This window comes from Paenibacillus koleovorans NBRC 103111 (assembly GCF_004000845.1).
GTDB classification, from domain to species: Bacteria; Bacillota; Bacilli; order Paenibacillales; family NBRC-103111; genus Paenibacillus_AA; species Paenibacillus_AA koleovorans.
In genome coordinates, this window is record NZ_BIMA01000023.1 from 37198 (window position 1) to 58505 (window position 21308).

At 53.4% G+C, this 21308-nt stretch carries 20 protein-coding genes; 5 read left to right on the top strand and 15 right to left on the bottom strand.

Annotation, left to right across the window (positions count from 1 at the left end; genetic code table 11):
• Nucleotides 1–355 precede the first annotated feature (355 nt).
• From PKO02S_RS10270 to PKO02S_RS10285, 4 genes are all read left to right on the top strand, one after another.
• A complete protein-coding gene (locus PKO02S_RS10270; RefSeq protein ID WP_127582132.1) occupies nt 356–931 on the top strand; it encodes a YdeI/OmpD-associated family protein in 576 nt (191 codons plus the stop codon).
• 100 nt (nt 932–1031) lie between these two features.
• Complete coding sequence (locus tag PKO02S_RS10275) at nt 1032–3662, top strand: SLC13 family permease (protein ID WP_127582135.1); 2631 nt, start codon at nt 1032–1034, stop codon at nt 3660–3662.
• 73 nt (nt 3663–3735) lie between these two features.
• A complete protein-coding gene (locus PKO02S_RS10280) occupies nt 3736–4212 on the top strand; it encodes a PD-(D/E)XK nuclease family transposase (protein WP_174819897.1) in 477 nt (158 codons plus the stop codon).
• Between the two features lie 760 nt (nt 4213–4972).
• The gene (locus PKO02S_RS10285; protein WP_246066910.1) at nt 4973–5452 is read left to right on the top strand and encodes a toll/interleukin-1 receptor domain-containing protein; all 480 of its coding nucleotides are present in this window, start codon (nt 4973–4975) and stop codon (nt 5450–5452) included.
• 360 nt (nt 5453–5812) lie between these two features.
• Here PKO02S_RS10285 and PKO02S_RS10290 read toward each other — a convergent pair whose 3' ends face one another.
• The 9 genes from PKO02S_RS10290 to PKO02S_RS10325 all read right to left on the bottom strand — a co-directional run bounded on the left by PKO02S_RS10290 (nt 5813) and on the right by PKO02S_RS10325 (nt 13589).
• Nucleotides 5813–6961, bottom strand: coding sequence for a helix-turn-helix domain-containing protein (locus PKO02S_RS10290; RefSeq protein WP_127582141.1), 1149 nt, complete (start codon nt 6959–6961; stop codon nt 5813–5815).
• Between the two features lie 15 nt (nt 6962–6976).
• Nucleotides 6977–7681, bottom strand: coding sequence for a hypothetical protein (locus PKO02S_RS10295; protein ID WP_127582144.1), 705 nt, complete (start codon nt 7679–7681; stop codon nt 6977–6979).
• Nucleotides 7682–8016: 335 nt separating this feature from the next.
• Nucleotides 8017–9288 (bottom strand): DUF6602 domain-containing protein, encoded by a 1272-nt coding sequence (locus PKO02S_RS10300; protein ID WP_127582148.1) that lies wholly within the window; start codon nt 9286–9288, stop codon nt 8017–8019.
• Nucleotides 9289–9623: 335 nt separating this feature from the next.
• Complete coding sequence (gene rlmH / locus PKO02S_RS10305; RefSeq protein ID WP_127582151.1) at nt 9624–10103, bottom strand: 23S rRNA (pseudouridine(1915)-N(3))-methyltransferase RlmH; 480 nt, start codon at nt 10101–10103, stop codon at nt 9624–9626.
• 33 nt (nt 10104–10136) lie between these two features.
• A complete protein-coding gene (locus tag PKO02S_RS10310; protein ID WP_127582155.1) occupies nt 10137–10547 on the bottom strand; it encodes a DUF1398 family protein in 411 nt (136 codons plus the stop codon).
• 78 nt (nt 10548–10625) lie between these two features.
• The gene (locus PKO02S_RS10315; protein ID WP_127582158.1) at nt 10626–11438 is read right to left on the bottom strand and encodes a helix-turn-helix domain-containing protein; all 813 of its coding nucleotides are present in this window, start codon (nt 11436–11438) and stop codon (nt 10626–10628) included.
• A gap of 422 nt (nt 11439–11860) precedes the next feature.
• Complete coding sequence (locus PKO02S_RS32310) at nt 11861–12037, bottom strand: hypothetical protein (RefSeq protein ID WP_164821381.1); 177 nt, start codon at nt 12035–12037, stop codon at nt 11861–11863.
• Nucleotides 12038–12141: 104 nt separating this feature from the next.
• A complete protein-coding gene (locus tag PKO02S_RS10320) occupies nt 12142–12309 on the bottom strand; it encodes a CxxH/CxxC protein (RefSeq protein ID WP_127582161.1) in 168 nt (55 codons plus the stop codon).
• Between the two features lie 5 nt (nt 12310–12314).
• Nucleotides 12315–13589: a S1C family serine protease gene (locus PKO02S_RS10325; RefSeq protein WP_127582164.1), complete on the bottom strand. Its 1275-nt coding sequence runs from the start codon at nt 13587–13589 to the stop codon at nt 12315–12317.
• Between the two features lie 234 nt (nt 13590–13823).
• On the opposite strand from PKO02S_RS10325, the gene PKO02S_RS10330 reads away from it, so the two are divergent.
• Entirely contained in the window at nt 13824–14033 is a 210-nt protein-coding gene (locus tag PKO02S_RS10330; RefSeq protein ID WP_127582167.1) for a hypothetical protein, read from the top strand.
• Here the strand turns inward: PKO02S_RS10330 and PKO02S_RS10335 are convergent.
• From PKO02S_RS10335 to PKO02S_RS10360, 6 genes are all read right to left on the bottom strand, one after another.
• Entirely contained in the window at nt 13999–14826 is an 828-nt protein-coding gene (locus tag PKO02S_RS10335) for an MBL fold metallo-hydrolase (protein WP_127582172.1), read from the bottom strand. The two genes, PKO02S_RS10330 and PKO02S_RS10335, sit on opposite strands and share 35 nt — an antisense overlap.
• A gap of 42 nt (nt 14827–14868) precedes the next feature.
• Nucleotides 14869–15618, bottom strand: a complete 750-nt coding sequence (gene yycI / locus PKO02S_RS10340; protein ID WP_127582175.1) for a two-component system regulatory protein YycI — start codon at nt 15616–15618, stop codon at nt 14869–14871.
• Between the two features lie 35 nt (nt 15619–15653).
• On the bottom strand, nt 15654–16940 hold the full coding sequence (locus PKO02S_RS10345) for a YycH family regulatory protein (protein ID WP_127582177.1): 1287 nt from the start codon (nt 16938–16940) through the stop codon (nt 15654–15656).
• Nucleotides 16937–18793, bottom strand: a complete 1857-nt coding sequence (gene walK, locus PKO02S_RS10350) for a cell wall metabolism sensor histidine kinase WalK (RefSeq protein WP_127582180.1) — start codon at nt 18791–18793, stop codon at nt 16937–16939. The genes PKO02S_RS10345 and walK overlap by 4 nt, the downstream gene beginning before the upstream one ends.
• Before the next feature lie 25 nt (nt 18794–18818).
• Complete coding sequence (gene yycF, locus PKO02S_RS10355; protein WP_127582183.1) at nt 18819–19538, bottom strand: response regulator YycF; 720 nt, start codon at nt 19536–19538, stop codon at nt 18819–18821.
• Between the two features lie 201 nt (nt 19539–19739).
• On the bottom strand, nt 19740–21290 hold the full coding sequence (locus tag PKO02S_RS10360) for a peptidoglycan DD-metalloendopeptidase family protein (protein ID WP_127582186.1): 1551 nt from the start codon (nt 21288–21290) through the stop codon (nt 19740–19742).
• Nucleotides 21291–21308: the final 18 nt, after the last annotated feature.

Here is a 21308-nt window from a genome sequence, read left to right on the forward strand (position 1 = left end):
AACGGACAGTCGTGACGGTAAGAGCAAGAAAACCGGTCTGTAACGGCAAGTTTTAGGGCCATCCTTTCGGATGGCCCATTCGGCGGAAAGTAAACGAGCTCGTACGCATCGGGCGTGCGCGGCCCCACGATCGCACCCGCCTGCGTCGTAAAAATCGCCGGTCAGCGTCAGCTCGGGCATCCACGGATCAGCGCATGCGTGATCGGCAGTGGATACGGATTAGATCTCCTCTCATGCACGTTTTTGACTATATTGTAATGGGCAGAGGAGAGAGGTTCAACATCGAATCGGCCGCATGTGGCAGGTATTGACCTTCCGCCGGCGAAATGAAAGTAACAACGAGGAGGCGATTCGAATGGAACGAAAAGACGGGCTGCCGATTCGGCTGTTCGCCACACAAGACGATCTGGAAGCTTGGCTCGCCGATAACCACGTGTCGTCCCCGGGCATGTGGCTGCAGATTGCGAAGAAGGGCTCGGGGATCGTGTCCGTCACCTATCTGGAGGCGCTGGACGTCGCATTGTGCTATGGCTGGGTGGACAGCCAGAAGGACAAGTTCGACGAGCGCACGTATTTGCAGCGCTTCACGCCGCGCGGAGCGAGGAGCATCTGGTCGCAGGTGAACGTGGCCAAGGTGGAGGGGCTCATCGCAAGCGGCAAAATGCAGCCGGCCGGCCTCCGCACGATCGAGATCGCCAAAGCCGGCGGCCAGTGGGACAGGGCGTACGCGCCGGCGAGCAGCGCCGAAGTGCCGGACGATTTGGCCGCTGCGCTGGCCCTTAACGCGAAGGCGAAGGAACGCTACGAGTCGCTGACCAAGTCCGGCAGGTACACCATCCTGTTCCGCCTGCAGAACGTCAAAAAAGCGGAGACGCGAGAGCGCAAAATCCGCGAGTTCGTCGACAAGCTGGAGAAAGGGGAACCGCTGTAGCGGCGGCGCGCCGCACGCGAATTGGCCGGCTGACCGGGTCTTCGTCATCCGGCTTCCAGAAGAAAAGATAATTTTATCCTACGACAACGGGAGAAAAATCATGGCGCTAGAGCAAATTGAGATGTTCCGCGACTTGACCAAAATTGAATTGGCCAAGCTGCTGGGCAAGCTGAACAAGCAGGACATTCCGATCGGAACGACTCTGTTTCGACAAGGGGATGCCGGCGATTGCCTGTATATTATCGAAAGCGGCAAGCTGGATTTGTTCTCGGCCGCTTCGGCAGGAATCGGGCTGCCGATGGCGACATTGGGAGAGGGAAGCGCCTTTGGCGAAATGGCGCTTCTGACCGGCGAAGCCCGGACGGCGACGGCGATTGCTGCGACGGATTTGCGTCTGTATGTGATTGACCGCGAAACGTTCGATTGGCTGATTACCGAACAAGCGGCCTTGTCGCGTTATTTTATCCGGCTGCTGTCGAAGCGGCTGATGGCGACGAATGAACGGCTTCATGAGGGCAAAGGAGAGAAGGCCCAGCAGGTGGCCGACCGGTTGGACAAGCTTCCGGAGCCCGTCGCCCACATGCTGCTGTGGTGCGCCGAATTTCCGCGGGTCAGCCGCAGCCTGATTCGGCGGCAATGGTCGATTTCGCTCGAGGAGCAGTGGAGCGCTCACCCCGAAATCGGGCATTTTCTGCACGTCGACGGGGACGATGGCGAGTGGGTGTCGCTTTCCAAAGAGGAACGGCCCGTGCTTGCCGGGCTGGCCAACGCCATCTTCGGCTATGCCCAAAAGAAGCAGTGGACTGACGCGGCGGTTGCCTTCCACGCAGCGGCAGGCGATTGGGCGGCGGCGGCCGACATTTACGCGGACAAGGACGAATGGGCCGCTGCCCTCGATGTGATCGAACGGGCCGGAGACATCCTGTCCGACAAACAGCGGCGGGACATCCGGCATGTACTGGACCGTTGCCCCCTGGAGCCGCTCACTTCCCGCTACGCCGCTATCAAGCTGTATATCCCGTATTGCCTGGAAGACGCCTCGAAAGCCAAAAGCGGTCTGTCGATTATCGAAAACGCGCTGAACACGCAGGCAGCCGCTTATTCGCCCGCGCAGCTCGCCTCCTTGTACGAATGGGGCGCGGATTTGTGCAACCGCTTGAATTACGGGCAGCAAGCGCTGGAGTACCTCAAGCTGGCCGAGTGGATGGCCGTCTCGGAAAACGGCGCCGCCGCCACAGGCCAGGCTGACAGCAAGTCGTTCGGTCTCGCCAAGCAGAAGCTGGCCCGGAACAAAAGCCAGCTGCAAGCGGAGAACGCGGGCAAGCTGGCCAATCGCAGCGGTTGGGCGGGAATAGCCGCCATAGCGGCAGCGCTGTTCAGCATCGGCTTGTTCTACTGGCTCGATCCGTTCGCGGGGCTGTCGCGGCATGCGATGATATTCGTAGGCGTCGCCATAGCGGCGGTCATCCTGTGGATCGTCAATCTGATTCCGGATTATATCGTTGCCTTGGGCATGCTTGCGTATTGGGTGCTCGGCGGCCTGGTCGATCCGGAAGTGGCGTTGTCGGGATTCTCCTCGACCACGTGGCTGTATATGGTTTTTATTATGGCGCTCAGTGCGGCGATAACCAAATCGGGCATCCTGTATCGGGTCGCCCTGAATGCGCTGAAACGGTTTCCGCCGCGCTACCGCGGTCAACTGATGGGAATCGTCGCAGCAGGCTCGGTATTGAATCCGCTTATCCCTTCCTCCTCCGCCAAGGTGGCGCTCGGCGTGCCCATTGCCCGTACGCTGGCCGAATCGATGGGCTTTGCCGACAACAGCCGCGGCGCGGCGGGCCTCGGCATGGCGGCGATGCTGTTCTACGGGTTCACCGCTCCGTTCGTCATGACGGGTTCCTACACGAACATGATGGCTTACGGACTGTCCGGTGCCGAACCGGTCGCATGGCTGCAATGGTTCTTGTATGCACTTCCGGCGTTCGTGCTGTTCAGCGCGATTCTGCTCCTTATGCTGCTGCTGTCGTCCCGGGGAACGCAAGCGCCGCGGCCGATCTCCGTCGAAGTATTGGATGAGCAGCTTCGGCTCATCGGGCCGCTGTCGAGAGGGGAAATCGTCGCCGTTTCGACCGTGCTCGGGGCTGTCGGTTTGATGATGCTGCAGCCGCTGCACGGCATTGACAGCACCTGGGTGATGCTCGCGGCGTTTGTCGTGTTGGTCCTCTCCGGCACATTGGACCGCCAGACGATATCCACCGACATCGACTGGACATTCGTGCTGTTTCTCGGCATCGCTTTCAGCTTCGCGGGCGCCGTGAGCGAACTCGGCATCGCCGATGCGCTTTCTTCCTATCTGGGTGCGCACATGACCTTTTTTCTCTCTTCGCCTTACTTGTTTATTTCCTCGGTAATCGTCATTTGTTTCCTGGTCACCTTGATCGTCCGGGACGATCCCGCCGTGATTTTGCTCGTTGCGGCTTTGTTGCCGTTGGCAAGCGCGCAAGGGATTCATCCGTGGGTGCTCGTATTCGTCATTTTGCTATGCACCGATCCGTTCTTCTTCGCCTACCAGTCACCCACTTACCTGGCGGCTTACTACAGCTCCGAAGGAAAAACGTTCACCCATCGCCAGGGACAGCTGGCGGCCTTCGGATATGCGCTGGCCGTCGTCGCGGCCGTGCTGCTGAGCATTCCGTACTGGCAGTGGCTCGGACTGATCGGGAACAACTGATCGGGACATAGCAGTAACGTTTCATGCCAATCGGCAAGTTTCATCCGGCTTTCGTGCGGGGCGTTGGGGACCGATGGAGTTTCACGGCGTTGCGTCGTCTTCACGGCGTGCTGACACCACCTCCCGAACTTCTGGAAAGGATATTATTGCCATAGATCGTCAAGGCAAAGAACTGTGGATCAGCGTCAAAGGATACCTTGAGAAGAGTTCCAACGTTCAAGCTCGCCATTGGTTTTCAAGCAATTGCTTGAACGGTGTGGACAAATCCAACTGGGAGGTGCTGGCCATGAACGAATCCGTATTAAAGAAAGCCATGGATACGCTAGAGTTTCTTAGTCAGGATGCAGAGGCACGCCGGATGTACGAGGATAGGCAGAAATATCTACACGATGAAGCTTCCATGATTGAGGGAGCACTGGCAGAAGGGGAGAGAAAGAGAGCTATTGCGATGACCGTAGACTTATTAGCACTGGGTATTGAGCCTTCTATTATTGCTACAGCCTCTGGACTGTCTGTTTCGGAAATCGAGTCTCTAAAGAAACCAAATTAGCTAGAGACACAGTAATGCAAGAGCCCGTTACAAAAGCTGGCTCTTATTTCTTTTGCAGCTTGCTTCCATACATCTCGTGGTTAAAATATGTAACCGTTTACTGTCTACCATGTGACTAATCATGTTCATTATGATCGGAATATTTGCCTCTATTAGCTCCTAAATGAGCAACACCAACAAACCCCAGCTTCAACCCGTGGAGACCACGATCTCGCCTCCAGGAGCCCGTTTGCCGAGGTTTTTAAACCAAGTCACGGCCATCCCGCACCCTACCCTCTGGGGCATGTTTCCGTGGCCAGCAAGCGGTTAATGCGAAAAATTTCGCCTCATTTATGATACGGTTCTACGTATGCTTGCTGAGGCGAAAGCGATGAGCACCCGTCTGGATTACTTGCAGTTAGAACAGAGTTCATATGGGAGTAACGTGCGGGACAACTCTACGAATCAAGATTCGACACAACACATCAAATATATGGTTTTTTTTCCTATTTTGAATTACTATAATACTAGGAAAATCTAATTAGGAGGTAGGGACATGGCTAGATGTACAGCTCCTGTAAACGGACATCGCTCAGCAAGTGCCGCAGCCAACTGCCCAGCGTGCAGAGGGCGTTATGGCCGCTATGGTAGTGGTGGCGGCTACAATTCGTACTCGCCCTCATCTTACTCCTCGTCCTTGACAAGTGGAGGGGGTCGAAGCAGCGGCGGCGGTTCCGTCCGCGGTTCAAAACCACGCTGGTCAGGAGTAGGTTCGTCCATATTGTACACATCTGAAGAAATTCGGTCATTAACACCAATCCGCAACAGCGTCGAAACCTTAGCAAAACAACCTGACCTTCGAGACGTCTTCCTTTGCCATGCGTGGGACGACCGGAAGGGAGCCGCCAAGGAGTTGCACGATCTGCTTGAATCACACGGTGTCTCCGTCTGGTTTAGCGAGAAGGACGTTGGCCTCGGTGTGCCGCTGCTTCGCGCTATCGACAAAGGCTTGGCCAACTCGCGAGTTGGAATTGTGCTGGTGACCCCAGCACTGCTACGCCGCCTCCCAACAGAGGGCATCGCCGACAAAGAACTTTCGGCACTCCTTGCAGGTGATCGGCTCGTTCCGATTGTGCATGATACAACGTATGAAGCTCTCCGCGAAGTCAGTCCCTTGCTCGGATCACGAAGCGGATTGAACACTGCAGAAGAGCCAATGGCAGACGTCGCGGCCAAGCTCGCAGAGTTAGTCGCCCTTTAAGCTCTATTAATCTACCAAAGTTTGCTGTTCAGTTGGGACTGTTGTATGCTTGGCCGCTTCTCGCTTACTTGGAAGATGCCGTTGTACAAGGGTTAGTAAAGGAGACCTCGCTATATGCAAGGTCTCCTTTACTTTAGATTTGCGCAGTACTGTCACATCTCATTTCGCACCATCAATATTAGGCACTCCACATGTGTGGGGTATGCAGAGTCAACACATACAATAACAATTAACGGGGATGCCTAAATCAACTTAATACCAAAAAGCAGGAAGCCTATACTTGGATATAACAAGAAGCTATACCAGTAAAAATCAATATACATACATAAAATTCTGAGGGTTTTTCAGGCTCTCAGAGTTTTATGCTTCTTTTTGATTGTTAATAATCAGTTTAAGCGTAGGCTCAATCTCCTTAAGTTTAAGTGAACCTTTATCCATGGTACCAAGCATTTCAATAAACTCTCGCGGTACGCCACTCTCATTGATTATTTGCAATTCATTTTTAAAATTATCCTGGAGTAACATCTTTATGCCTTTATTCAATAGAACAGGCTTGGGAACCGGAATCACATCATCTAAGGGTTCTTTTGATCTCATTTTGTGAATGGACATTTGCTTCAATAATGAAGTATACCTGCTCTGATCAATTATCCCTAATTCTTGAGCTCGATATAGCATAGCTGCGATTGATACTTTCCAATATTTTTTCAATTCTATGAAATGAATCAATTTTGTTGAAGTAACTGTCTTTGCAAATGCCTCCGCAGGCAGTAGAAAAGCTGATGCAAAACGATTGGCCTGATTCTCAATAATCTTGAATTCCTCTCTTGAGAGGATATCCTGGTTGTGAATATGGTTGTGCATCAAGCGATGACCAATTTCATGAGCCGCATCAAATTGTCTTCTTGCAGCAGATTCCTTATCATTCCCTAAGAAAATATAAGGACGTCCCTTTCTGGATTGACAGAACGCGTCTACCTTTAAGCTCTCCATATCAATTGAAAAAACAACAATACCGTTTCGTTCCATAAGATTAACTATATTATTGATAGGATTTTCTCCAAGTCCCCAAAACTGTCTGACATTCTCCGCAAGAAGCTCTATTGAATCATCATCCCAGTCAGTTTGATCAAATGAAGATAGATCAGGTAAGTTCAGTTCAGGAAATTCAATGTACTTTTGCAAATAATCATATATATATCCAGCAAGCTTTGATTTATTGTATTGAATTTCCTTGTTTTTTTTCGTTGTTGCTGCAGACGCCCTAAAGAAAGTATTACCTATAATATGTTCTTCATAGGTTTTATAGAAAAAACTCTTAGGGAAATCCAACTCCCGAATAATCCCCATCATAGTACTAGATTTAGGTTCATTTTCTCCCAATTCATACTGAGAAATAGCTTGTTTAGAAAGGCCTACCCGAGTCGCGAGTTCACCAATGCTTAGGCCTCTTACTAAACGTGCCTCTTTGAGTCTGGCTGGAATAATTTTCTGATCTTCATTAATCATATTACTTTCCTACTTTCATACTGACGGATCAAATTTCAGCTTCAGTGGGATATCCTCATCAGTTTGATGCGCTGTCTCTTTGAACGGTATCTTGATATCGTCACTGTCCTCATACACATTAATCGGCTTAACATTGTCTAAACTAGTGCTTAGTACCATACTCGTAGTATCCTCTAAAAATATCCAGTCCGTATGATCAGGCAGTAACGCACCCTCTCTAATTGAACCATCATAAGGGTCGTATACAACAATTAGACCAAAGGGATAATTCTCCGCACCTAATGGGTGCATTGCCCTTTGGTATTGAATATCAATATCCGGGAAGTCCTCAGGTAATCCTTCCTCAATTAACCTGGGGATATTTGAAACAGAAAAATTCATTCTGTACGTACTGGCACTGTCAAACATGTCTTTTTTATTGGCTAATGGTAAGACAAGAACAGATATATTTCTCAGCTTTTCTCTTAATACTATATAGGGATGGAATCCCGACTTCTTCTTCTCAATTTCAATTTGTAAGTGCGGATACTTCTTAATCGAATTAATTACTTCTGTGTTAACAAGGTCATAACGATTTTTGGGATTCGATGTATCTGTTTCTATATCGGAGAATAGTTCTAGATATAGCTGATGTCTCTTAAATCCCGCTTTTATTCCTTCACATATAACTGTTCTCTGCTCCAAAAGAAGCATACATTTTTGATATATATCCATACTCATAAATTGTCTCCCCTCGTTATGTCCTCACTACTAAGATATACCAAAACTATATTTTTGTCTAGTTATGGACAAATTGATTTTAAATTTGTAAAGTTACAACTCATTTTAAAGTTGATCGTCAATCCATTATGACCAATTCTACGTTGAAGTATTTTCATAAAAAAGAGCAGGATATAACTCGCAATGGAGCCTTTATACTGCTCTTGAATAAAATATCTTTATTTTCCAAATTGTCTTAACTATTATAAACAATCTATAGGCTGGATTGATATCTCAGAAAGAAAAAGCCTCATTCTCTGTTACGTAGTTACTATTGTTTTAAACATAAATGCGGTTTATTCATTTCTACCTTGTATCATCTTATTAACCCAATTAGTCAGTCTACCTGATTTATTTTCAGCAGCATACCACTTACCATTAACAGTAACAACTTCACACTGATCAGTTAACAAATGAAATGTATTCTTTTCAAAAGTAGTCAGTCTCTTTTCAGAAAGACTCTTAATAAGATCTTCTAGTTTTGCGCCTTTTTGATCCACCCATTCTTGGAACCCAGGTTCCTCTGTATTAAGCTCTTGATATAAGCAGAGCCAATTGATTATAAACCACTCTACTTCGTCAAGTTCCGCAGGCTTCCACTCCCAAAATAAAGGCTCATGATCTAGTCCTTCTCTTGGGATATAAATATAACTTGTCTCCCAACCTATTTTATCATCGCTTCTTTTAGCCTTAGTACGCAGAAAAGGATGGAAAGCTTCAAAATTAAGGTCTTCACCAAAGATATCATCGCTAAGGTTGTATCTATAGCTTAGCTTTGTCCAAATAAATTCTAGCAGTATTAAAAATGGATTATGTGTTGTAGAACCATAGAAATTCCAGTTACCTTCCTTATCTAGAGGACTTATGTAAGGCATAGCATCAAGCTTTGCTAAAACACTATTATTACATATAATAAGATCGGGAAAGATTGTTGGACTAAAGCCCTTAATACCTGAGTTCTTTTCTATATATTTATTAAACGCTTCTCTTAGAGCAAATTCAGACGAATATCCATAATAACCAAATACTATTCTAACCGGCATCATTTCTTCTATTAACAAACTGTGATAAATCATTTGCTCATGTAAAGGCAACTCTGTCACTTCTTCATATTCAAGAAGTTCTTTCTGCACTATATGTCTAAATGCATCTCTAAACGCTCTCATATTTAGCAACTCATTGCTAGGGTCAGTAATTGAGTATATTTGCCGCATTTTATTGTAGGCATCTATTAAATCATCTTGATACAAGTTTTTTTTCACTTCTAGGACTGCAATTACTTGAGAGAGATCATATATAAACTTACCTGTATACGGAATGGCTTCGCCTTCTCCCTCTACTATCATACAGTCTATTTCATTACTAAAGGTGCCTACTTCATTTCGTATTTTGCCAGACACAATCCGTATATCTAATCCTTCGAATATAGCTTTATTCAAGAGACTCGCTGTAAGCCCTTCATACATATCGCCAATTGTAGGACCATGCTTAATTATACTGTATTTGTTCAATAATTCTTTTTCTTTGGTCATAAGAGAATTCAATAGATCGGCTACTGTTGTAATCAATTTAAATCCACCCCTCAACTGCATTATGCTTCCAGTATACAATAAAAAGAGCATCTGTTTGCTAAGTTCAACATGTCTACACACTCGACGTCAAAACCGAGTTCCAGCAAAACCGAAACCTCGATTTTATCCTTCAACCTCTTCAACACCGTATTTTGAAATCTGTGCCATCCTTCATGAATGTCATATAACCCGCAAAGTGTTGAAAACAAAGGATTTCTATGTATCTATTCTTTGCATTCCACTTCACGTGCATCAAATGTTGTATACTTAAATCCCTATTTGGATATTTAACATCCACGCCTCTACCCTTAGCACAACTCTCTGCTTTACCACTACCGATGATACGGTTCCCCCCTCACAATCTTAAACCCCCGATACACCTGCTCCAACAGCAAAACCCGCATCAACTGATGCGGGTAGGTCATACGCCCGAACGACAGCTTCTTGTCGGCGCGGGCCAGCACTTCCGGCGCCAGGCCGAGCGAGCCGCCGATCACAAAAGCGAGGGATCCGCCGCCATAGATGGCGGTCCGCTCCATAAAAGCGGCGAGCTGCTCGCTCGTCCACGTCTCGCCCTCGATGGCGAGGGCGACGACGGTGGCGTCCGGCTTGAGCGCCGCCAAGATCCGTGCGCCTTCGCGAACGCGCACTTGCTCTTCCTCCGCCGGGCTCATCGAGTCCGGCGTTTTCTCGTCTGCCAGCTCGCGGATGTCGAGCTTGGCGTAAGCCCCGAGCCGCTTGGCGTACTCCTCGATCGCGGCCACCCAATATTTCTCCTTCAGCTTGCCCACACACACGATCTGAATCTGCATCCCACCGGCCTCCACGTCCAATTAAAAATCAATCTATTCCACCGGAACCGGCACGTCCTCCGTATAGGATTCGCCGGCCCGTCCACTCGTATAAATGACGACTCTCCGCTCCATATTGACCTCATAATAGCGAACCCCCGCCCGAGCCATGTCCTGAACAAACTCGACATACGGCGTGCGATGCTGCTGGTGATGCGCCAAATCGCGACGAACGGCCTCCCCATCGTACATATCCGCTACAGCCAACCCAGGACCCGCTCCCTCCGGCGCCATCTCCTCATAGCTCGTCCCATCGCCACCGAAGAAAACGGTCGTATGATCCGCCAGCATGTTCCGATACGAGACAACACCGGCCTCCCGAAAAGCTTGGAACGTCCGCGGATACGGCCATTTCTCCCGTTTGGAATTCTCGCTAATTTGCTTTACCTGCTCCACATTCATCATGGCTAAGTCCTCCTCGAATTCGGCTATAGCCTCATCTTAGCCTAGGATGCGACCCTTCTCTTGTAAAAATGCGACATCCTATTCGAGTCGGCGACGAACCATACCCGGAGTCATCCCGGCATGCCGCTTGAAATCCTTCACCCAATGCGCCTGATCGTAATAGTCCCCCTCAACGGCCAACTCCGCCAAACGGCCCTCCCCAGCCAACGTCCCCATCGACCGCCGAAACCGCACCAGCTGCGAAAAAGCTTTTGGCGCTAGCCCAATCCGCTCCCCGAACTTACGCTCCAGCTGCCTCCGGCTTAGCACCGCTTCCTCCGCCAACTGCTCGATCCGCACGCTGCCCCCCGAGTAAACGATCCGATCCACCATCCACTCCGCCCAGGGGTCGAGCTCCCGATCTTTCAGCTGCCTCCACAGCAGATCCTCCACAAGGTCGAGAAAACGCTCCGGCTCCGCCGACAACCGCGCATCCCCGAATCGCTCCCGCTCCCAGTCGCCAACGCCCAAGTCGAACAGCGAATAACTCGTCCCCACCAGCTCCCGCGGGTCCCCGATCCGCCAAGCGAACAGCGCCTCCGGTCGAAAATACACCAAGACGGTGCTGCAATCCGCCGAGCTCCGGAACCATTTCAGCTCCCGATGCAACCCGGTCAACCCGGCCGCCGCCAAAGGACGCTCCACCTCGCCCACCACCTGCGACACTTGCCCCACGCTCTGGATCCCCATGACGGGATAAATGTCCGGATACACCGCACGCGCCTGCTCCGACCCTCCGCCTACCCAGACCATCCGGTCCACCCAGCCGCTCAACCGCGCCGACCGCCTCGTGATGATGCCCGCGCCCTGCTCCATGACCTGTTTCACGACCTGCCCCACGACCTGCTCCACACAGCCTGCTCTACGACCTGATCCGCGCCTTGCTCCACAACCTGCCCACCTCCGCCAGCAACTTGCTCCTACCGCTATTGTACCGCACCCCGAGCCTCCATCAAAACCCCCGCCAGCGAATTAGCGCACCTGTATTACTACTCCTTCATTACTGCTCCTGCGCTAAAAAATCAGACAAGAAGCCTCCTAGGAAAGCCACCAGCCGTCCAACTCCTCTAACTCCTCTAACTCCTCCAACTCAGCCACCTCAAGGAACCTATTCTGAAATAACTGTATTTCATCATCTGATGGTGCCATTAGCAGCATGGGAGTCTAAGTTCCTAATGTGTGAACCCAATTTCCTTCTTCCCGGCGCGCCATCGCTATTTATGAACCTAAGTTCACTATTCAGGAATCCAGCTTCCCGAGTTATGTACTTGGGTTCATAGTTGAGGCGAATCCCCTCCTTCATGCGAAAATAGGTTCATAAGCAGCGAATTTACGTTCACTAGCCCCTCGCCACTCCCGCCTTCGACCTTCGACTCCCCCTTCCACTCACTCCCCTGCATCCCGCCCCCAATCTCATCCTCATCCAGCCAGCCATCCAGCCAGCCATCCAACCAGCACCTCCACCCAACAAAAAAAGAGCCCGACCGCACCACCCACCGGCCAGGCTCCCCACTCCTCACTCCGCAACCCCAACGCTACCGCGTACCAAACCACACTAAATCACCAAATACTCCGGCGCCTCACCACATCGTTCGCACTGCGCAGGCGGCTCCCACGCAGTGAACTTCAATTCGTTCAAAGCATACACGTCCGGCGCTTCCTCGTACTCGTCGACGAACAGATCGAGCGCCAGCTCCAAATGCTCCTTGCACACACAATACATGCGGCTTATTCCTCTTTCCTCTCGGTTAACGTCACCGTAGCGGTCGCCTTCTTCCCGGCGCGATAATACGTAATCTTCAAAGTATCTCCTATCTTCTTCTCCTGATACAGGTACTGCCGCAGCATCAGGTTCGTAGACACGGCCTTCCCGTCCAGCTCGGTGATGACGTCGTTCGCCAGCAACCCGGCATCCTTCGCCGGCCCCAGCGCGTCCATCACGATAAGTCCATTTTTCACCGTATCGGGCAGCTTTAACCCTTCCGTCCCCTTGTACGCGCGCAGTGCATCGGTCGTCACGCCGAGATAAGGCCGCTTCACCTTGCCGTACTTGATCAAGCTGTCGATCGTTTCCTTCACCTGATTGATCGGAATCGCGAAGCCCAGCCCCTCGACCCCGGTCTCGGACACCTTCATGCTGTTGATGCCGACGACTTGGCCGTCCAGATTGACGAGGGCGCCGCCGCTATTGCCCTGATTGATCGCCGCATCCGTCTGGATCACGTCCATCTCCCAGTCATAGCTGCCATCGTTAGAAAAAGAAATCGGAATGCGCCGATTCGGCGAACTGATCACCCCAACGGTAGTCGTCTGCGAGAACCCGAGCCCGAGCGGATTGCCGATCGCAATCGCCGTCTCCCCGGACTGCAGCTTGGCCGAATCCCCGAACTCCGCCAGCACCTTGATCCCGTCGCCGTCCATCTCGAGCACAGCCAGATCGGTGATCTGGTCGCGTCCCTTGATCTCGGCTTTCTTATGCTCCCCGTTCGATAGCACGACCTCTACCTGGGTCGCATTCTGTACGACGTGATTATTCGTTACCACGTACGCCTTGTTTCCATTTTTCTGAAAAATAACGCCGGACCCAATCCCTATCTTCTGCTGAGCCGGAGCCTGCAGCGATGGCGAAGCCCCCGATCCCGCCCCCGGAGAAGCCGAAGGAGCCGGTGCCGCCGTCTCCCTGCCCGCACTAATAATGCTCACGACCGTAGGCTTGACGGTATTGACCGCCTTCACGACCTTGTCGCTCCGCAGCTGCATGTAGTCCTCCACCGCCAATGTCGGCGAAACAGCCGGCGCGGCATTCCCAGCACCACCCGATTCCCCTCCCGAAGAAGCGGCCCAAATGATCGACACCGCCAGCACGATCCCCACACCGGCCGACGCCGCCACCACACCTAACTTTTGCTGAGAATATCTTGACGTTCTAGTAGTCCAATCGCTCCGCCAGGGAGTCGACTTCCGCACCTTCGTCGTATAAAAGTCGTCGTCAAATAAACTCATCGCCGCTTCTCCTCCTCTCCAACACCCGAAACCCCGCGACTCAAAAAAACTAGTATCCGAACGGCCTTCCGCCGGAATGGCGGCGCCTTCTTTTGCCAACACTAGTAATGCATCCACCCAAACATTTCTACCATTCACGAAAATAGAGATTCTAAAACTTAAAAGCCTACCATACTATTCTACTAGATTATGTAGTGAAGATCGAGAGCATCCATTAAAAGGAGAGAGCCCGAAATGAATCGTATCGGAAACGCGATGCAAGAAGTCAATATGGTCGCCAAGCTGGCGGACCTGAAGGAGGAGCACTACCGCAACAGCCTGCTGCTGAGCGCCATGATGGAGTTGTTGATCGAGAAAGGGATCCTCAGCCGAAAAGAAATCGAGTCCAAGATGGTTGAACTCGACTCGCTCATGACTCCCGATTCAGCTTTTCCCATGTCGTAGCACGGTCGAAGTAGGTGTCCATCAGCCGGACCTTGCGGCCCTTGGCGGGATATCCGCCGTCTTCTAATACATTATTCACCGTCAGTTTGGCCAAGTCCATCATATTGTGGTCGCGGCTCAAATGGGCCAAGTACACCGACTCCGTTCGCTCGCAGATCATATCGCACAAGGCGGAGCCGGCGGCGTCATTGGAGAGGTGGCCCGTGTCGCCCATGATGCGGCGCTTGATGTTCCACGGATAATGTCCGACCCGCAGCATCTCTACATCGTGATTCGACTCCAGGATAAGGGAGTTCGAATCGGAGAGCTTCTCCTTCACCTTGCTGCTCACATACCCGAGGTCCGTGGCCAGCCCCAGCTTCTGATCGTCGTCGTAAAAGCAATACCCGACCGGCTCCGCCGCATCGTGCGAGATGTTGTACGATTCGATCTGCAGGAAGCCCTCGCCGTCCACTTCGCCGAACTCCAGTAGCTCGCCGGTCTCGAACACGACCTTCTTCTCCTCCGCCAGCTCCCCGAGCTGACGATTCAAGGTCTGCCATGTCTTCTCGTTCGCATACACCGGGAGGTCGTACTTCCGCGCCAGCGCGCCGACGCCCTTGATATGATCGGAATGCTCATGCGTGATGAGAATGGCGTCCAGCTCCTTGCCCTGCACGCCACGCTCCTGCATCAGCTGTTCGATTTTTTTCATGCTAAGCCCGGCGTCCACCAGCACCTTCGTCTGCTCGGTCGAGACCAAGAGCGAATTGCCGGTCGACCCGCTGGCCAACACCGTGAACCGCATCGTCATAATCGGTGGTTCTCCTCTAACCTCTAGATCTATCTGTAGCCCTTAGCGCGTCGTCGTGCTCTTCAGCTGCGCGTTCTCGACATCCCCGCGGAAGCCGTGCACGTAATACAGCTCGCCGCCTTGCACCGCTACACGCCACGTCGGGACGAGCAGCTTTTTCTCCGAATCGAACAGCTGGCCGTGATACCCGAGACGAATGTCCTGAATGACCGCGCCGGTCTGCAGGAATTTCTCCGTCAACGTCCGCAGCACCGTATAAGCCGGGATGACCTTCTTCGCTTCCTTGTCCTCCGCCGGCTTCTCCACTTCTACGAATGACTGCTTATACGCGCTGATCTCGCCATCCGTCATGAACAGCTCCATCGTCACATCGAACATCGGGTAGTCCAGGTACAACTGGTTCATCCGGTACACGCCGTCCATCGCCGACACCGGATCATAGCGATAGGCCTCGGCATTCGGAATCGAATGGTTGGCGAGATCCTTCAAGCTGCCTTTGCTGAGAAAACGGTTGTACTTGAGCGGCTGCGCCAGCGTCACCTTGCGGCCGTACGTATTGCCATCCATCCATTTTACCACAATTTCCTGCATCTTGGGTACGTCGGTCGGGATATCCATCTCCACGCGAATATTGCGGCTCTGCATCAAACGGTTCAGCTCCACCGCCATATCTGCGGACACCGTCTTGCCCTCGCCACGAAGCCACTGGTTGGCCCATAGCTCATACCCCAGCGTCAAATTCAGCAGCAGAAACGAGAAAATCAAGATCGTCTTGGCCCGGCTCCAATCCATGGCGCAGCCCTCCTTCCTCCACCGTCGTCCTCGCCCTATTTCAAGTGCTCATACGTGCCGTCCCGGTATTCGACCACCCACACCGGATTCAGCTGCATGATTTCATCCTTGTCCAGAACCGGCTGGTAGGCAGGATACACCCCGGCCACCAAGCTGCGTCGAGGCAGCGCCGTCACCAGATCGTCCAGCGCCTTGCCGCCCTCGATCATCTTCAAGCTGCGCTCCACCCCGCGGGTCTCCAGCGTCAGCATGGAGCGGTCGTAGCTCGCCACGACGCCTCTCTGCAGCACTAGCCGAATAAGGCCGAACCCTTCCGCCTTCTCGCTCACGATCGGGTACGAATCGTAATATTGCCGGAACGTGAACGCCTGGCGCCCGATAATCGGAGTGAGCGGAATCGACTTCACGCCGAACTGCCCGTTCCAGCCCCCATGCTGGTTGACGAACGTTACCGCCGAGCTCAGGTTCTCCCGCACATCGTTGCGGCTGTCCACCGTCGGGATCGGGTCGGAATAGCTCATCCAGAGCGGATCCGCCTTCACCTGCAGCCCGCGCTTGCCGTCCGTGTAAATCTGCGAGCCGTCCCGATTGTCGAAGTTCCGCGTGTTGCGCGGGTCGACGAACAGCGTCTTGATCAACTGATCGATCGTAATCGGCTCGTACGGAATCCGGTACTGGGTCATCTCGAGCGGTTTATCCGGCAAATACACGTCGCCGTCCTTCGTATGGTACGTCGTCTGCAGCTCCTGGAACCCGACGAACCCTTCCACATCCTTGTTGTTCAAGTCCGCCCGCGCTTCGTACGTATTGAACTCTGTCTGGAAGTACGTTTTCACGTCCTCCTTGACATCCTTCGTGAAGATCCAGAGCCGCGTCACCATCTCATTGTCGAGCGGCAAGTCGCCGCGCAGCACGAACATCGTCTTCAAGATCGAGAACGGAATGCCCCCGCGAAAACGAAGCTCCACCCCCGGCTGCTTGTTGCGGATTTCTTCCCACTCGATGCCGGTTGTCATCATCGAGGTGCGGCGGAAGCTGTCGAACGTCCGTTTCTTGATCGACTCGAAAATAAGCGTGTAGAAGCGGCTGTTCGGGTACAGCACCGTATGCGTCTCCTTGCCGGAGTGGATGATCATCTGATCGGGGAACACGACCTCGTCGACGGACAATTGCGTCCCGATGGTATTCGCCTCGACGTATTCGTTTTCTTTGATCGGCGCCCGGCGCGGCTCCCCGAACACGAGGTAGTAGCTCTGCACGAGGCTCGAGAAGATGAGCAGCGTGAGCACAATCGATTTCGTCTTCTCCATCATGCCGTTCATACCGCTTCCCCCTCCCACTTGAGCAGAGGTAGTGTGAACACGACCTGCGTCCCCCGATTGAATTCGGAATCGAGGGTAATCGTGCCGCCGTGCGCCTTCACGATCTCGCGGGCGATCGACAGGCCGAGGCCGGTGCCGCCCATGCTGCGAGAACGCGCCTTGTCCACCCGGTAGAACCGGTCGAAGATGCGTGCCAAGTCTTTCTTAGGAATGCCGATCCCGTTGTCCTGCACGCGGAATTCCATCCAGTCGCCGTCCAGCTTCTTGCTGTAGATCTGGATCGAACCGCCCTCCGGCGTGTACTTGATCGCGTTGGAGACGAGGTTGTCGAGCACTTGGTCGATCTGGTCGCGGTCGAGCTTGACCTCGCCGATCTCCCGATCGACGTCGATCGTGATCCGGATCTGCTTCTGCTGCAGCTGGAACGAGAACCGGTCGGCCACTTCCTCGAGCATATCCGGCACATGCGTCCGCACCTTGGCCATCTGCGCCTTGCGCGAGTCGAGCCGCGACAGGTGCAGCAGGTCGTTCACGAGCCGGATCATCCGCTCGGTCTCGTTGCGCGTGACGCCGATGAAGCGGTGCGCCAGCACCGGATCGCCCACGGCACCGTCGTCGAGCGCCTCGAGGTAGCTGCGGATCGTCGTGAGCGGCGTGCGCAGCTCGTGCGAGACGTTCGCCACGAATTCGCGGCGCGCCTGCTCGAGCTTCTCCTGCTCCGTCACGTCCTGCAGCACCGCGATCGTGCCCACCGCCGTCCCCTTGTCCCGCCGGTAGATCGGCGTGAACATGATGCGGATCGTCACCGGCTCCTCCTCTTCGTCCTCGCCGATATGGACGAGCGCCATCTGCTGCTGACCGTGCACATGCGACTCCACCGCCTCGCGCGGCATGCCGAGCACCTCCCAGATCTCCTGGTTGCGGACCTCGGAATTGCCGATGCGCAGCATCTGGCGGGCCCGCCGGTTGATCACGATGACCTTGCCCCGATCGTCGGTCGCGATGACGCCGTCGTTCATGTTCGAGAGAATCGAAGCGAGCTTCTCCTTCTCTTCCTCGTTCAGCGCCAGCGCTTCCTTCAACCGGTCGGTCATATAGTTGAAAGCGTTGCCGAGCTGGCCGATCTCGTCCGGTCCCTTCACCCTCACCACTTGGTTGAAGTTGCCCTCCGCCATCGCAGTAGCCTGACGCGTAATTTCCTTGATCGGATTCGTAATCGTATTCGACAGGATGACGCCGAGTGCCGCCGTAAGCACCAGCGCGAAGATCGTCCCCGTGAGGAAAATTTTGTTGATCCCGTTCATCGTCTTGTAGAGCGGCTCCATCGACGCTTCGATGTAGACGGCTCCGTTCACCTTGGTCCCGTTGCTGATCGGCTGGGCGACGACCTTCTTCCGCTCGCCCGTGGAGTCCACAAGCTCGGACTCGTTGTCCTTAATTCCTTGCAGCGCTGAGATGACCTCAGAGCGGAGGTTCTTTTGCCCGACATTGGATTCATTGCTCTTGAGCGAGGTGCTCAGCATAATGCCATTGGCGTCGATGATCTGAATCTCTGCGGCGCTGATATCGAACAAGCTGCTCACGATGCTGTTGAGGGACTCGATCGACTTCTTCCCCTCATCCTGCTCCGATCCTTCCGGCGGTTCCCCCGTCCCCGTGTACTGGTCCATGTCGATCAGCTCGGCCAGCAGCCCCGCCTGCGTCTGCAGGGAAGAGGAAAAGTTGTCGATGAAGGAACGCTCCATCGTCCGGACGAAATACACCCCGATGAGCTGCATCGCAATCAGAATGAGCAGCACGTAGATGATAATGAGCCGGATTTGAATCGTCTGGAACAGCTTCATGCCTTTCATCTTGCTGGCCTCCCGCGCTTCTCCGTCAGACCGGACCCCCGGTTCGCGGATTTCGCATCATATAGCCGAGGCCGCGCCGGGTCATGATATACTCCGGCTTGCTCGGATCGTCCTCAATCTTCTCCCGCAGACGGCGGATCGTCACGTCCACCGTGCGCACGTCGCCCAGATATTCGAAGCCCCAGACGGCTTGGAGCAAGTGCTCCCGCGTCATGACGCGCCCGCAGTTTTTGCCCATATAGTACACCAGTTCGTATTCCCGGTGCGTCAGATCAAGCGGCTGGCGGTCCTTGTACACGATATACATGTCGCTGTCGATCATCAAGCGGTGGATGCGCAGCCCGCTCGGCTCGCTCGCTTCCTGCTGCGAAGGCAACGACTTGTTCTGCCGCCGCAGATGTGCCTTCACGCGCGCCAGCAGCTCCCGGGTGCCGAACGGCTTCGTGACGTAGTCGTCCGCGCCGAGCTCGAGCCCAAGCACCTTGTCCAGCTCCGAATCCTTCGCCGTCAGCATGATGATCGGGGTATCGCGCTTCGCTCGCACTTCCCGGCACACGTCCATCCCGTCCTTCACGGGCAGCATGATGTCGAGCAGGATCAGATCCGGGTCTTCCTCGAATGCCAGCTCCACGGCCGTCCCCCCGTCAAACGCGCAGACGACTTGATAGCCTTCCTTCTCCAGGTTGAACTTCAATATTTCAGCAATCGGTTGCTCGTCGTCCACGACTAAGATTTTGCCGTACATCGCGCCACCATCCTGACCGTTATCATTTGTTGGATATGTTCCCATTTTACCACACCCGGGCAGGGGATGCCCATTTTCAAGTCCTGCCAGCCCGCTATTTAAAAAGAGGCCGAATAGCGACTTACCGTCGCTACCCGACCTCTGGAAACCCTGTTGTGTGAAAAGAAGGAATAATGGCTGCTTATGCTTGGCTTGCTCGTGTTACCTCGACAAAAACTTCATCGGATTCTCGGCTGTTCCGCTGCGCTGCACCTCGAAATGGAGATGCGTGCCGGTCGAATCGCCGGTGCTGCCCATGTACCCGATCTTCTCGCCTTTCTCGACGATCTTGCCCTTCGAGGTGAAGAACTGGCTCAAGTGTCCGTAGATGGTCTTGTACCCGTTCTGATGATCGATGATAATCTGGTTCCCATATCCGTCGCGCTTGTCGCCTACGTAAATGACGATGCCGTTATCGGCTGCCATGATGTTCTTGTTGCCCGTGATGTCAATGCCCTTGTGCAGCTTTCCCCACCGCTCGCCGAAGCTGCTCGTAATGTTCGGGCTGAGGACCGGCCAGATGAACTTCCCAGTACCTTCGCCCAAGATCACCTTGGTCCCCTTCTTCGCTACCGCCGATACCGGCTGGACGAGCACTTCCTCTCCAAGCACCTGCTCCTCGGCGAGATAGCCGTTCTCCTTGATCAGCTGGAAGGTTACTTTCTTGAGCCCGTTCTGCCCGGGGCTGATCGCTTGCGTCTGTCCGGCTCGCATGTTCTCGTCCTTCTCGTAGACGGTGTCGAATTGAATCTCCTGATTCTCGACGACCTTCTCCACGGTCCGCACGGTCAGCGCCGGTTTAAGTACAGTCACGTCCAAGACTTGACCAATCTTAATCTTATCGTCCTGGATCCACGGGTTCTTCTCGTAGATTAGCTGACGGGGAATGTTAAGCTTCTTCGCAATACAGCCGACGCAATCGCCCGCCACTACGGTGTACTTGCTCGGTGCGACGTCGCCGGTCTCGAGCTTGCGCACGATCTCCTGCGGGTCGATCAGCTGGGCGGGCTGAATATCCTTCGCCACAATCTCGACCGGCTCGACGAATTCGACCTTCTCCACGATCGGCGCCCCGATCTGAGGTTCCGCCTTGGCCGACAGCACGCTGACCGCGCCCTGCGCCTTGGCTGCCGCCGTCGCCGCCGGAGCGAACTTGGACTTGATCTGGTCCAGAATGGCGTCCGCCGCTTCCTTGTCCTTCACGATGCCCATCGATTGGCCGCTTACGACCAGCTCTACGCCAACCGCCTTCGTCACCAGCAGTCTATCAACGCCTACCAGGGCCGCCTCGTCGTTACTCTGGATGTTGAAAGCCTTTTCAGCCTTGTAGTTGATTGCTTCTGAATTCATCACCATGTGCACATTGGGATTCTGTTCCTCCAATTGCTGGTGCTTGGTGAGAATAAAATCTTCGACGACCTTCGGATCGCTAACGGTACCGGCCTGCTGATCGCCAACATAGACGTGGTACACTTCGTAGGTATGCAGCTTTACGTATTGGTTGCCGCCGATTGAGACGGAAGCGAGGAGCCCGAGAGCGCCTACCCCTTTCAACAGACGAAGCCTATAAGCTCGTAGTATGGAAATCGCGTGATGCAGAGGCCTACGATCCTTGAAGGTGTCAGTCAAGCTTGAGCCACGGGTCTTGGTCAGCGCGTTCTTGGATCGCTCCCAGACGCCCTTGACCCACTCGGTTGCCTTGAATGAGTTCATGATTTTCTCCTCTTGCTT